Annotated in this window: 10 protein-coding genes; 7 read left to right on the top strand and 3 right to left on the bottom strand. The window is 55.5% G+C overall.

The window, feature by feature from the left end; genetic code table 11:
* Positions 1-38 precede the first annotated feature (38 nt).
* Entirely contained in the window at positions 39-5,444 is a 5,406-nt protein-coding gene (locus MHH28_RS15130; protein WP_405116260.1) for a CBM35 domain-containing protein, read from the bottom strand.
* 528 nt (positions 5,445-5,972) lie between these two features.
* A complete protein-coding gene (locus tag MHH28_RS15125; protein ID WP_405116258.1) occupies positions 5,973-6,434 on the bottom strand; it encodes a hypothetical protein in 462 nt (153 codons plus the stop codon).
* A 147-nt stretch (positions 6,435-6,581) separates the two neighbouring features.
* On the opposite strand from MHH28_RS15125, the gene MHH28_RS15120 reads away from it, so the two are divergent.
* The 3 genes from MHH28_RS15120 (at position 6,582) to MHH28_RS15110 (ending at position 9,136) form a co-directional block, all read left to right on the top strand.
* On the top strand, positions 6,582-7,478 hold the full coding sequence (locus MHH28_RS15120) for a LytTR family transcriptional regulator DNA-binding domain-containing protein (protein ID WP_405116257.1): 897 nt from the start codon (positions 6,582-6,584) through the stop codon (positions 7,476-7,478).
* 105 nt (positions 7,479-7,583) lie between these two features.
* Entirely contained in the window at positions 7,584-8,429 is an 846-nt protein-coding gene (locus MHH28_RS15115) for an ATP-binding cassette domain-containing protein (RefSeq protein ID WP_405116254.1), read from the top strand.
* Positions 8,426-9,136, top strand: a complete 711-nt coding sequence (locus MHH28_RS15110; RefSeq protein ID WP_405116252.1) for an ABC transporter permease — start codon at positions 8,426-8,428, stop codon at positions 9,134-9,136. The genes MHH28_RS15115 and MHH28_RS15110 overlap by 4 nt, the downstream gene beginning before the upstream one ends.
* Positions 9,137-9,474: 338 nt before the next feature.
* On the opposite strand, the gene fabV is transcribed toward MHH28_RS15110, so the two are convergent.
* Positions 9,475-10,665, bottom strand: coding sequence for an enoyl-ACP reductase FabV (gene fabV, locus MHH28_RS15105; RefSeq protein WP_405116250.1), 1,191 nt, complete (start codon positions 10,663-10,665; stop codon positions 9,475-9,477).
* 192 nt (positions 10,666-10,857) lie between these two features.
* Between fabV and MHH28_RS15100 the strand changes: the two genes are divergently transcribed.
* The 4 genes from MHH28_RS15100 (at position 10,858) to ruvA (ending at position 14,263) form a co-directional block, all read left to right on the top strand.
* Positions 10,858-12,099, top strand: a complete 1,242-nt coding sequence (locus MHH28_RS15100; protein WP_405116248.1) for a serpin family protein — start codon at positions 10,858-10,860, stop codon at positions 12,097-12,099.
* Between the two features lie 88 nt (positions 12,100-12,187).
* Positions 12,188-12,934 carry a BofC C-terminal domain-containing protein gene (locus MHH28_RS15095; RefSeq protein ID WP_405116246.1) on the top strand — a complete coding sequence of 249 codons (747 nt, stop codon included), beginning with the start codon at positions 12,188-12,190 and terminating at the stop codon, positions 12,932-12,934.
* A 205-nt stretch (positions 12,935-13,139) separates the two neighbouring features.
* The gene (ruvC, locus tag MHH28_RS15090) at positions 13,140-13,643 is read left to right on the top strand and encodes a crossover junction endodeoxyribonuclease RuvC (RefSeq protein WP_036690559.1); all 504 of its coding nucleotides are present in this window, start codon (positions 13,140-13,142) and stop codon (positions 13,641-13,643) included.
* A complete protein-coding gene (gene ruvA, locus MHH28_RS15085) occupies positions 13,640-14,263 on the top strand; it encodes a Holliday junction branch migration protein RuvA (protein ID WP_405116244.1) in 624 nt (207 codons plus the stop codon). Before ruvC ends, ruvA begins: the two co-directional genes overlap by 4 nt.
* The last annotated feature ends 1 nt before the right edge of the window (position 14,264 follow it).

Raw genomic sequence — 14,264 nt, 5'->3', positions numbered from 1 at the left:
GGACGGAATGCCTTGAAGGTGTTTTTGGGTGGACCGGCTTACTTCAGCATATTCAGTACATTCAGCAAATTCAACACTATCTGCGCAGCTTCTGCACGGGTGGCAGGGGCCTGCGGAGCGAAGGTTCCGTCAGCCCGCCCTTGCACAAAGCCGAGTGCAACGGCGTCAGCCACTTGATTCGCAGCCCAGCCGGAAATGCGTGCAGTATCCTTGAAGGAAGGACTTAGCGGAGTTGCCGGAAGGGCACCTGACCGTGACTTATAAGCCCGCAGCAGAATCACTGTCATCTCTTCGCGGGTGATCTCCGCATCCGGCTGAAAGGAATCTGCCGTCCGTCCTGTAATCAGGCCCGCCTGCACCATCCCGGACAGCGCGCTCTGATACCATGCGCCTTGCGGAACGTCTGCGAAGGAATGGCTGCCGCCGCCGCTGATCTGCAATGTATTTGCCATCAGCTGGACGAATTCAGCCCTGGTGATATTCCGGCCGGGCTGGAAGGCCAGCTCCGAGATGCCCTGAATCAGATGCTTGGCCGACAGCTCACGTACAGCATCCGAAGCCCAGTGTGCAGCAGGAACATCGCTGAACTGCTTGGAATACTCCAGCAGCGCATAGGTCCCGCTGCCGTTAAGCGCCGCGGTCAGCCTTCCGGCTTCAACCGCTCCGCCTATATAGGTGAGCGTACCGTCACTTCCTACGCTGTACAGACCAGTCAGCTTGGGGTTAAGCCCGTCTGCTGCCAGAGTCAGGCTGACCGGCATGGCAGCATTCTCCAGATGGTGAAGGGTGCCATCCGCTCCTGACAGGCTCAGATCGTACTCCAGCAGTCTGCCCTTCAGGGATACGCCAGCCTCTGTCTTCAGCCTGCTGGCATCAAGCGCCTTCTGTTCCGCCTTCAGCAGAATCTTGGCAACGCTGCCCTGGACCGCTGGTGCCGCTTCAGCCAACTGCTTCAGCAGCCCGGGCGCAAGCACAAGCTCTATGCCGTCTCCCTGCAGCCGCAGGGAACGGGTGCCCAGCAGCTCCCCGGCATTCACCGGAAGCTCAACCGCCGCCGCTTGCCCCACCTGCACCGTAACGATTCCGTCCAACGGAGAACCGGTCAACTGGGCGGCCGTAATGATTGCAGTCCCGGGCAGCGGAGTTGCTGCAGGCTGCGGCTTAGCGGAAGGCACAGGCGTCGCCTGCGGCTGATCCGTTGATGAAGGCGGGCTCGTCGGCGTTACCGGCGGAGTGTTGACCTTCAGTTCGATGGGACCGGTCTGGACAGTGTCCACATACGTATGGCTGCCAATGGTGCGGGTATTGCTCACCTCTACCTTATAGACGCCTGTATCCGATAGCGCGGCCTTATCGATCATAAGGTTGCTGCCGGTGACGCCGTCCAGAGTAAGATCATTCTTCAGCCAGCGGTAGCTCAGCTCACCGTAGGTGGCGGCAGCTACTACACTGAGGGATACCGGTCCGGCTTCCACGACCGGATTGACGCTTGCTGTGAATGATTGGATGGCCGGAAGCTCATGCGCCGGATACACCTTGAGCGTAAGCTCTGTTCCGGTAATACGGACAGGCTTCCCGTCCGCTTGGCCGATCAGTCCCGCACGGTACCGGGTTCCGTTGTCTTCAAGGCCCGGGGTGAAGCGGTAGACCGCGCCGGTTACACTTGCCGGCTGCCATTCCTCAGCACCGGGCTGCTTCACCTCCCATTCGATAGACTGAATATCGCCAGCAGGCTCAACCAGCAGCATCTGCGGCTCGCCCGCTACGGTCTCCAGCAGAGACGGCAGATCGGTTGCGAACGCCGGAGGCGTCCATTCCCCATCGGCCGGAAGCACCTTCAGGAGATACTCCTGCTCCCCGGTCAGGCCGCCTTCTCCGGTCACGACCACCTTGTAGCGGTAGCCGCTCATGGCTTCCGACAGTTCAGGAATGGTTAGCACCTCGCCCGAGCCGACCGGTTCCCCGTAGCCTTCTCCCTGATCGAGATACCAGGAGTAGGAGAGCGTTCCTGTCCCTGTTCCGGCAGCCCGGAGGATGCCTGTTGCTCCGGCGCGAAGCGGGCCTTCATTGATAATCTTTATTTCCGGGGCTTTAAGCGTCCACTTCGCTGTCAGCGTCAGGGCTCCGGGTACTGTCCGGGAGGCGAAATCCCACTTGGCGGTATCATCGAACCAGCCCTCCAGCTCATAGCCCTCTTTCGTTACCTCGGGAGCTGTCAGCGGCTGCCCGTATACGGCCTGAACAACCGTCTGGGCCGGACTGCCGCCGTTGGCATTGAACGTGACATCATAGCGGCCCCCTGACTCGGCCAGTGCGCTGATCTCGCTGTTGCTGAGGTTACGGATTTCGATTCTCATCCGCTGATGATCCTTGCCCTGGTCATCCGCGACCCTTACAGCAGCCCCGTTGTTGACGGATGCGCCTTCAACCGTAATCACTTTATTGTTGCTTTTGTTGATAATCTTGTAGAACTCCCCGTCCTTAGTCAGCTTCCACTGCTGGGTATCCGGTATAGTATCGGTGGCTCTTGTATTCTGGCAGAGCTGCTGGATGGCTGAACCGGGAAGCAGGTCGAGTACATGGCCGCTCTGGACGGATTGAATCTGATAATAGCCGGTGCCAAGGTCAAGGAATCTCCAGAGCTGGTTATTGCCGTCTCCGTTGGCCCACTGGTTAATGACCGCCAGCGGATCACTTGACACTTTGTCCACATCGAGCGCTTTTCCACTGTGCTTCGGCTGGATTTTGACCATCTTCTCGGGGATGATGGCCTTGGCAATCGAGCTCATGAATCCGCCGCTGGTCTTGTCTATGGTGAGGCTGTCAACATTGAATCTGCCGGTATCGCCTTGCTCACGGATGAATTGGATGGTGTTCTTACCAGCGTTGAGGTTCACCGATTCTGTGCTGTTCGCCCACATCTCCCAATTGGCAGTAGGCGGCAGGGAGACCTGCTTGATTCTCTGGCCGTTCACAACCATCGTCATGGTGATATTGGCGCTCTGTGCGCCGGAATACCGCAGGGTTGAAGTATAGGCCGCCGTATTGGGCACATTCACCTCGAAGGTCAGTGCATCGCCTGTCTGCTCGAATCCGCCTACGAATCCGTTGCCTTCATACCAGAGATGGTCTCTGGCCACCTGCAGACTGCCGGTCCGGGCTGAATCCTCGGCCTGATATCTCCAAGGGGTCCGCTTGGTCAGATGAATGCTGTCGATACTGATGCTTCCTGAGTTGTCCGTCTCATTCTTGTAAGTGATGATGTTCTTGCCCGCCTTCAGGCTTAGCGTCTCAAGCTGCTCTCTCCAGACAACAGCTCCGCCGGTAGCAGGGAGGGTAATGTTCTTGATCTTGCTGCCGTTCAGATACAGGCCCAGCGTTTTGCCGGCCGCTTCTCTGGCGTATCTCAGCTTCACATCGTAAGAAGCCGCATTCTCCACAGTAACAGCAAACGCTACAGAGGAGTTCGCCCGGGCCAGCCCGGATACATAACCGGTGCCCATATTGCCGTTCCTGGCGTAGATAACCGCAGCATCATCCGAGCCTGTGAGGAGGGCATCTTCCGCCCCATAATGCCAGGTGGCCGCCTCGGTAACGGTGATGTAGTCCAGATTGATATTGCCGGTGTCCCCGGCGTCATAGCGGTACATGATTGTATTTTCCCCTTCTCTGAGGAAAACATTGTCATACCGGTCAGCCCAGCGGTCCCAGCTTCCCAGGCTGAAGAAATCCACCTTTTTGATCTTTTGCCCGTTCACATACATGCTTAAGGTCCGGTCATCATTGAAGCCCAGACTGTAGGCCAGATTAATAGAGTAGCTGCCCGCCGCAGCGGCATTCACCTTGAAGCTGACTGCAGAGCCTGAGACCCACAGTCCGCCCGCGAAGCCCGTTCCGCTATATCCCGGATGGTCCCGGTCCACCTTGGCATTGCCGGACAGCACGGCGTTCTCGGCTTCATACAGGGTGCTTCGCTTAAGAATCATGGCATCCAGGGCCAGGCTGCTCTTGCCGGACAGGCGGATCTTGTTGGTTCCTGCATTGAGCTGAATATTCTGTACCGAGGTAAGATCGAAGTTCGCGTCGAAGCCGGCATTGGAGGCAAAAGAAACCTCCCGCGCTGCCCCCTGGTTGACGGCCAGCTTCATATTCACGGGATTCACCGAGCCGTTGTTATATCTGAAATCCAATGAGTAACTTCCGCTGGCGTCAGTGTTCACCGTGAACTCTGCATAATCACCGGCGCTATTGTTGCTGAATTTCTCATACAGGCCGCCTGAAGCATAAGCAGTTTTGCCAGTGATTCTGGATACGCCGGACAGAGCGGCATCTTCAGCTTCGTAGATTTCGCTGCGCTCTTCGCCGGAGGGCCGGTTCAGCACCGTGCCGGGATTGGAGGGGATGCCCAGATTGATGAAATCCTGATCGTCCCAATGGATGCGCTGGGCCCGGATTCCGCGGTTACCGCCGCCTTGCCCGTGGGTCGGTATCCCGTGATACAAGATCCAGTCCTCGGAGTCATCCTCCGACTTCAGGAAGAGCGGCGAGCCCGGCCCGTAGGAGCTGTTCTCGTCCGATCGTTTCATCACCGGTTCGGGATGCTTCACCCACGACTCTGCCTTCATCACATCGGAGCCGTCACCTGCGACGGACACGCCAACCGAATAGTTGTCATTCATGAAGCTGCTGGCCGAATAGGCAAAATAGGTTTTACCGTTCCGCTCAACAACTGCCGCACCCTCATTGACATTATCCCGGTGCTTCTCCCAGTCATACTGCGGCCGGGCCACTACTCCCTCCGGACCTTCCAGGGTCCACGGGTTCTTCATTTTGACAATGGTCGGACTCTCATCGAATTTCGTGTTGGCAGGATTCTGCGGGTCCGGGTAATAGTAGTATTTGGTGTAGGTGAAGTAGGTCTGCCCTTGGATCGTGACTACGCCGCAGGCCAGACCGTAGCCCTGTGTGTTCAGCAGCCCTTTCTTGACAGTGACCTGCCCGTCCTTGTCTGCATTGGCCGATTCGCCCTTAAGCTCCCATGTGCCTTCAAAAGGGTCGGGAGACGCATTCTCCAGCACATAAGAGCTGGGATGTCCATAACCGAAGCTCTCCTCCGGGCCGGAGGAGAAGTAGAGGTACCATTTGCCCTCCAGCCGATAGATATAAGGCCCCCACACGAATCCGAAGTTATCGGGCTTCTTCCAGACAATCTTGCTCTTGGCAACGGAGACGCCGAGAATGGTCTCATGCCGCTTCAATGTGATGTTGTTGTCCCCGGAAAAAGCGGAATAGTAGTAACCGTCTGCGGCCCTGGCAATGGTGGGGTCTGCGCCTCCCATCAGCGGGTTCACATAATTGGAGGTAACTTCTGCACTGGCGATGCCTGCCAGCATGAATGACAGCAGGATGACCAAGGGCAGCATTAAGAACCTTTTTTTCCTCATAGTAGTCTCCTTCGGGGATGATTGATGGTTGTGCTGCTCAAACGTTGAGCCACATTTTGAAACCGCTTACTATTCAGTGTAGCGCTACGCCATCATTATAAAATAAAAGCGGAACCGTTTTTCCGCATCATGTTTTACGTTATTTTGAGGGATTGATGAGGATTGAAGAGGAGGAGAGGGCGGGAAGCTGAGGGCCTTTCATTTTTTTTAGGTTTCTTATGTTATTTCGACTGGTGCTTGTTCACGGGTGCCATCAATACATGCGAAAAAGGAGAACTTGGATGAGAAAAAGCAAGAAACGAACGGGTACGCTCATCGTCTCTTGCTTTGTTTAATTATTGAGTTGTACTTAAATCCCACTCCGTGTTATCCTCAGATGCTGTAATCAGGTCATACACCTTATTCAAGATGTCCATGACTGGTGTCGTTCCTATCCTTCCATAATATCGCTATAGTGTGCTTAACCATACTATAAGCCGATCAAGCTGTAGGTTTGTTTCACAAAACTATAGTTATATTGCAGATCTGCTATCGACGGACCTGCCCGTAGACGCTCCAGCTGTTGACTAAATGGCCGACTGCGAACAGACAGGCCGGAACAATGAACAGCCAGGACTGGAGCCAAACGCCAAGCAGCAGGAAATAGAGCGCCGGAAAGACAGCCATCGGCACCGGCACGCCCAGCAATGGCTTGAATAACGCAGCGAATGCTCTCCCGCTCCGGTAATAGCGCACCCAGCAGCCATAGTAGATCAGCAGACAGAGTGCCATCAGTATGGCGGATACTCCCAGGGACTGAGCGGCAATCATTCGGCCGTAGACAATCGGCAGCGTGAGGCAGGCAATCTGGCCTGCCCGCTCCAGGAGCGTGAAGATCAGCGGGGTGGAAGCTAAGGAGCCGGGAACACGCCGGGGCGGGAACACTATAAATATAAGATTGGGCAGTAATACGAGTATCGGGAGGACGAATCCCAGCAGATGCAGTCCCATGGCAGAACGCCGCCTTCCTTGCGTTGAATTTGGCCGTACCTGACAAATACCTGGCTTAACTTTATAATTGCACTATATATCCCAGAGAGCCTGGAGCGGGAGGAAGACATGCAAGTTCAACCTATATATGAAGACGGAGAATTAATTATGCCGAAGCTCGAGCTCGATTTGTCCGCGAACCCTTCGGTTGGTATTATAACAGATTTGAGGCGCAAGCAATTATTGATGGAGCAATTGTCACGGGAACCCGGCAATTATTTGTCGTGGGCCGGGCAGAATGAATATATGCGGTTGACGGTAGAGGAGCTAATCACGTTTCTGATCCGAATGTCGGGACGGGAGGAGCGCGCGGCTGTGTTAACCGATTATTTTGCGCTGAAGGAGGAACGTAAGGTCAGATTGATGCAGCTCAGCTCAACGAAAAGGGCATATGTCACCCTGCTGCGGGCCTTTTTCGCCCATCAGTCAACGCTCGTATTTGAGGAGCCGTATTTCTACCTGGAGGAGCAGGACCGCCGCCAGCTGAAGCGGATACTGGATGACCTGTCGCAGCGCAAAAGAATACTCATTCTGACCTCAAATCTGGAGGATGCGCTGATCTCCTGCGATGTCATCTATCGGCTGAGCGGGTCCGGGCTTCATCAGCTGGATATCCGGGATTCCGAAGAGGACAGGCCGGAGGCACAGAAGCAGGATGAGGCCAACATCACCTTGCAGAAGGTCTCTACCAAACGCGAGGATAAGGTGATTTTATTTGATCCGCCCGAGATAGATTTTATTGAAAGTGTAGAAGGCTCTATTCTGGTCCATGTGGGCGGTGAGCATTATGACTGTGCCCTGACCTTAACCCAGCTTGAAGCGCGGCTGCTGAATTTCGGCTTCTTCCGGTGCCACCGCTCCTACATCGTCAATCTGCAAAAGGTGCGCGAGATTATTACCTGGACGAAGAACAGCTACAGTCTGCGGCTGAACACCGGTAAGGAGGCCGTGGTTCCGTTATCCCGCTCCAAATTGCAGGAACTTAAGGCGCTGCTCAAGCTGTAAAAGGTACTATTCAGGCCGAAATAGGTACCATTCACCCGGTTTTGGTGGCTGAACCCCTGGATTCTGGATATCGTTAAGCCATCAACAACTAAAGGATGTGGCGAGATGGCGGTTATTCAGGTAGAGCAGGTCCGTAAGACCTTCGGGTCGAGAGATGCGCTGACAGAGGTGTCCTTCAGTATTCCCAAAGGGGAGATTTTCGGGTTCCTCGGTCCGAGCGGTTCGGGCAAAACTACGCTAATCAAGATTCTGACTGCACAACTAAAGCCGACAGGCGGAGCTGCCAGAGTATTCGATCAGCCGGCGGAGGCGATGCAGCAGTCGGCCCAGAAGATGCGCTTTGGCATTCTGACGGATAACAGCGGCCTGTATGAGCGGTTGTCCATAGAGGAGAATCTGGAGCTCTACCGGAAGCTGTATGATCTTCCCCGCTCTGCGGTGGATCAGGTGCTGCAGTTCGTTAATTTAAGCGGTGAGCGCAAAAAGAAAGTGAGCACCTTGTCCAGAGGGATGCGTCAGCGGGTGATGCTGGCCTGCGCCATTATTCATGAGCCGGAGCTGTTGTTCCTGGATGAGCCGACCTCGGCACTCGACCCGGTGAATACAGCGCATATTTATAAAGGCTTACGCTATCTGAATGAGAAGGGTACCACCATCTTCATCACTACGCATGATATGGCAGAGGCGGAGCTGCTGTGTGACCGTGTGGCGATTCTCTATCAGGGACGCATCCGGACGATCGGCTCTCCGAAGGAGCTGAAGCGGCAGCACCGCGAGAATATAATCCGTGTAGAGCTGACCAGCGGAGAAGACTATGAGCTTCCGGTGGACGGGGGAACGGGTGAGCGGATCGCGGACTGGATGAAGCGGGGACTTATTGAGCGCTTAGAGACGAAGGAACCGAACCTGGGCGATATTTTTATCACAATGACGGGAAGTGAGCTGCTATGAATATCTCCTATAAGCGGGCCAGCGCGATCTTTGTGAAGGATTACAAGGAATTCTCGCGCAATTATGCGCTGTCCATTATGCTGCTGTTTCCGATTCTGTTTGCTGTGCTGTTCAAAAGCGCAGGTACACCCTTGCCTGGAGCCGCCGGACTTCTGTACAACAGTTCGTTTGTTCTGCTGACCTGCTTCGCTCAAGCCTGCCTGATTGCGGAAGAGAAGGAGCGCAACACGCTTCGCACCCTCATGCTGACACCGGCTACGACGATGGATGTGCTCATGGGCAAAAGCAGTTTGGTCTTTGTCATGTCTGCGGTGGTTCTCACCATTTCTACTCTATTGTTTGGCTATGAGCCTGTAAATACAGGGGCATTCTTGGCTGCGATCGTGCTGTCGATTATTCTCTACACCGCAGCCGGGACGATCTGCGGTCTGTTCTCCAAGACCTTGCTGGATGCTTCCTTATCCATCATTCCTGTAGCCTTTATCTTCATGGGCGCACCTTGGGGGGCTGTATTTGCAAAGGATTATCCGCTGTTCGGGGTGCTGGACTACATGCCCAGCAGCCAGCTGGTACGTTTGCTTAACCTCAGCCCTGCTGGTAATACGGCAGCGGAGATCTGGCTGCCTCTTCTGATTATTGCGGCCTGGACAGCCTTGTTAACCCTTGTGTCCGTGGTGCTGTACCAGAAGCGGCTGCGGGACGAATAGACTGACGGAGCTATGCGGATTTCCCGGCACAGGTCTTGCTCAAAGGCCGGACAGAACGCAAAGGAAGCCGCTCCCGGGAGGGGGCGGCTTCCTTTGTATATAGGAATGGCGCAGGTGCATGGGCTGAATGTATGTGGAAAACAGCATACATTGTGCTCGGATGCAAGCGCATGGGCTGAATGTATGTGGAAAACAGCATACAATGTGCTCGGGTGCAGGTGCATAGTCCGAATGTATGTGGAAAAAAGCATACATTATGCTTGGGTGCAGGCGCGCAGGTAATCTTAGACACGCGCATGGTGATTTTGTTCCACTTGCGTTAAGCAATTAGCAAGCTTTTACACCATATTGGGAATATCAACGGCAGGGTCTGTCTCGGCTTCATAATCCACGCCTGCGGTGCGGAAGCCGAACAGATGGAAGAAGTCGTCTTGATAGCCTGCCAGATCTGCCAGCTCAGGTACATTGTCCGTCTCCAGCTCATTCCAGCGTCTCATGACCTCGATCTGCACATCCTCGCGCATCTCCCAGTCATCAATGCGGATCAGGTGGCTGCCGTCGGCAGCCGCTTCACCGCCATTATACAGATGGTCCGCGAACAGACGGTACATCTGCTGGATGCAGTTCTCGTGCAGTTCCTTCTCCTTCATGACTCTGTAGAGGGCGGAGATATACAGCGGCACCACCGGGATAGCCGAGCTGGACTGGGTAACCAGCGCCTTGTTCACCGATACGAAGGCCCGTCCGCCGGTGGCAGAGAGCTGATCGTTCAGGGAAATGGCGGTCTGCTCCAGATGGTTCTTCGCCTGACCGATGGTTCCATCTCTGTAGATAGGATGCGTGATCTTGGGTCCGATATAGGAATAAGCCACTGTAGTTGCGCTGTCTGCCAGCACACCGGCTTCCTGTAGCTGGTTAATCCACATGCCCCAGTCTTCTCCGCCCATCACGGCGATGGTCTGGCGGACTTCGTCTTCCGTGGCCGGCTCAATGGTAACGGTGGAGACTTCTCCGGTGTGGAAGTTCATCGTCTTGTTCGTATAGGCTTCGCCTACCGGCTTAATGACCGAGGAGAACACCTCTCCGGTTACCGGATGGGTGCGGCGCGGGGAGGCCACGCTGTACACGACCAGGTCAACGGTGCCGAATTCGGCCTTGATCAGCTCAATCGTCTTGGTCTTGATGGCATCCGAGAAGGCATCGCCGACGATGCTGAAGGATTTCAGCCCCTGCTTGGCCGCTTCCAGCTCGAAGGCAGCAGAATTATACCAGCCTGCGGAAGCTGTGCGGGCTCCTTCGGCCGCTTTGTCGAAGAAGACGCCGATGGTGTTCGCGCCTGCGCCGAAGGCAGCGGCAATCCGCGAAGCCAGTCCATAGCCTGTAGAAGCGCCGATGACCAGCACGTTCGCCGGGCCGGTAAGCTTCTTTTGGGACCGTACATAATCGATCTGTTCCTGTATTTGTCCGGCACATCCCTCCGGGTGAGCTGTTGTACAGATAAAGCCGCGTGTTTTAGGCTGAATAATCATCAAGGATATCCCCTTTGTTTTAGTTTTTAACTTTTTTCGTTAATATAGAGTATAGCAAATGATGGCATAGAAAGATAAGCCTTCAATCGGATGAACGGCAATTTTGTATTCCCGGTGCGATGAATTTGCAACTTTTCCCCATCCTAAGCGTCAGTGGGTAGAGTTACAGATGGAGCCAAGGAGGGGATCGGCATGGGCAAAAGATTATCCGCACTTATACTGGCCGTGCTGCTCTTGGGCGGCTGCAGTGAAGGAGGTTCGGGCATGAGCTATTCAGAGAGACAGGCTGCCACAGCAGAGCTCGACTCGGGTCTGGCTGAGAGAAGCAACCAGCTGGGCGTGAAGCTGTTCAGCCAATTATGGCAGCAGGGTGGCGGTAATCTGACGATATCCCCGTATAGTATCGATGCCGCTCTGGCCCTGGCCTATAGCGGCAGTGCCGGAGAGACGGCAGAGGAGCTGGGGAAGCTGCTGGGCTATACGCCGGACGAACGGCAGAAGCTGAATACCGGTCATCAGTCATTAATGAAGCTTTTGAATAATGGAGGACCCGGCGTAGAGCTGAAGATCGCGAATTCAGTCTGGGGCATGAAGGGCCTGCCGCTGCGCAGGGACTATCTGAGGAACGGTGAGGACTTCTATGAGGCCCAGATCAAGACCACGGACCTGGCAGCGCCGAAGTCTGTTAAGGAGATTAACAGATGGGTGGCAGACCATACAGGGGACAAGATCCAGGAGATGCTTACCGAGCCGCCCGGACCGCAGGCTGTTGCCGTCCTTGTCAATGCGCTGTATTTCAAAGGAAGCTGGACGGATGTGTTCGAGGAACAGGCTACGAAGCAGGCGGACTTCAATCCTCCGGCCGGCCCTGCGGTGCAGGCGATGATGATGAAGCGGAGCGGAATGTTCCCGTATGCCCTCCATGAGGATTGGCAGGCGGTGAAGCTTCCCTACGGAGAGGGACAGATGGAGATGGTAGTCGTCCTCCCGGCGGAACATTCCTCGCTCGGGGAGCTTGTGAGTCAATTGGAGCAGGGGAAGCTGGCGCCGGATGCGGATTTTGCCGATTCCCGGGGTACGCTGCTGCTGCCGAGGTTCACGGCCAGCTACGGCACAGAACTCTCCAAGGTGCTGAAGACGCTGGGCGTGAAGCTTGCTTTTGACCAGAGAGAGGGCGATTTCTCCCTTATGGCGGATCTGGACCGCCCGATTTATGTGGAACAGGTCATCCACAAAACACATATTGATGTGAACGAGCGGGGAACGGAGGCGGCGGCTTCCACTGTAATTGATATGCGTGCCGGATCAGCGCCGCCTGTAGACGCGCCCTTCGAAATGAACGTCAACCGGCCGTTCCTGTTCATGATACGGGATACGCAGACCGGAGTGGTGCTGTTCCTGGGGGCGATTGAGAATCCGCAGAGCGCAGGTTGAATTCAAGCTGGGATGAATTTCAAGCATTTACGCATAAATGATCCCTTCACAGGTCACAATAGGAAAAAACCAGAATGAAGGGATTAACGTGAATGCTATTCACCTGAAAAAACAATTGTGGCGGCGGTGGAGACGCTGGAAAAAAGCTCCCTGGGTAGGTGCGGCCTGCCTGGTGCTGACGCTGCTCGCCTGGCGCGGCATGCAGGTTCCGGGAGAGATCAGCATCCTGTTGAATCATTCGTCATTCCTGAGCGGCAGCACAGGGCAGAATCTGGAGCCCGGAAGCAGCCTTCCGGCTGTTGCGGCCGTATATAAACCTACAGACAGTGATGCTGAAGAGGATGTAGCCTTAATGAACAGTCAAGAGCTGCTGAAGGCTGTGGACAAGGAAGCGATCAGCAGAACGGTGCATCTCAAGACCCTCTATGTAGCCGGTGAAGAGGTGCAGACCCTGCCCGGCAAGCGGACACCGGCCCAGCTTAACGAGCTGATTGTCCGGCATGCGGGCTGGAGCGGCTGGCTCAGCCGGGAAGGTGACCTGTGGCTGGAGCAGCGGGTCAATGACCTGTCGCCGCTGACCAAGAAAGAAGCCTACTTCGGAGTGGACGAGCAGGGCAACCTGACCTTGTTCCAAGGACCGCCCGAGGCGGAGCGGGTCATGAAGACTTTTTTCCAGATGGATATGGGCTCGATCAAATCCTCTCTGCCCAAGGGAATCTGGGAGCAGCTTCATCAGGGCATCCGGGTACAGGATCTGGAGGAGTACAACAGCGTCCTCTCCACCTTCAGCGACTATGCACGGGACTCCTCGGAACAGGTGATGCATGCGGAGTGAGGGAGAGATTACAGAAAGCAGTAATATGAAGACTCGCGGTGCGCAAGTGGCCTGCGGGTCTTTGTTGTGTTCTGCACCGTTTCCTTTCCCCGGGACAAACTTTTTGTCTCCCGGGGAAATTTTTTTGCTATAATGGGTGGAAGGAATACATATGTTCGCTTTAGGGCCGGAGTATCCGCCCGGGCATAGAGGAGAGAGAAGGATTGTGCGCATCTTGGGGATTGATCCGGGGCTGGCGATTGTCGGCTTCGGCTTCGTAGATAAGGTTGGCAACAAATTAACGCCGGTCCAATATGGCTGTATCCAGACCGAGGCCCATACCCCGGAGGAGGAGCGTCTGCTGCATGTCTATGAAGGCATGGTGCAGCTGATCGATAAGTATAAGCCGGATGCGGTGGCGGTAGAGAAGCTGTTCTTCAGCCGCAATGTGACCACGGCCCTGCCGGTGGCGCAGGCACGCGGAGTGCTGATTCTGGCTGCTGTGCAGCGCGGGCTTCCGGTGGCGGAATACACCCCCATGATGGTGAAGCAGGCCGTAGTCGGTTACGGCAAGGCAGAGAAGAAGCAGGTGCAGGAGATGGTTAAGCTGCTCCTGAAGCTGACGGCTGTGCCGAAGCCCGATGATGTGGCGGATGCGCTGGCGGTGGCGGTATGCCACGCCCATTCCGTGAGTCTTAATTCCAAATTAAATGAGGTATTGCGAAAATGATAGATTTTCTTAGAGGGCCGGTTGCCCATTTGGAGCCGGAATATGTTGTGCTGGATGTGCAGGGCGTGGGATACCGGGTATTCTGCCCGAACCCGTATGCTTTTGCCAAGACGGAGGGTCCGGTGACGGTGTTCATTCACTATCAGACCCGCGAGGATGCTACACTTCTGTTCGGGTTCCCGTCACGCGAGGAGCAGAGGCTGTTCCGCAAGCTGATTGAGGTAACGGGCATCGGCCCGCGTGTCGCGCTGGGCATTCTGACCGGCGGAACGCCGGATCAGCTGATCGCGGCTATCTATCAGGAGAATATCACCTTCCTGACGAAGCTGCCGGGCATCGGCAAGAAGACGGCGCAGCGGATGATTCTGGACCTGAAGGACAAGCTGGACGGCTTCGGCGGGGCAGCCCTGCAGACGGGATTGTTCGCAGTAGCGGCAGAAGCGCAGAGCAAGGCGGAGGCGCTGCCGTGGGAAGAAGCCAGAGATGCCCTGAAGGCGCTCGGTTATACCGATGCGGAGCTGGACCGGGTGTACTTGAAGATGAAGCAGGAAGGCACGGATGCCGGACCGGTGGATGTGCTGATGAAGAAGGCGCTGGGGCTGCTGTATATCGCCAAATAGG

The sequence above is a fragment of the Paenibacillus sp. FSL K6-1217 genome, from assembly GCF_045040735.1.
Lineage (GTDB): Bacteria > Bacillota > Bacilli > Paenibacillales > Paenibacillaceae > Paenibacillus_AQ.
The sequence above is the reverse complement of the archived record's forward strand: the minus strand, read 5'-3'. Positions and strand labels throughout refer to the sequence as shown.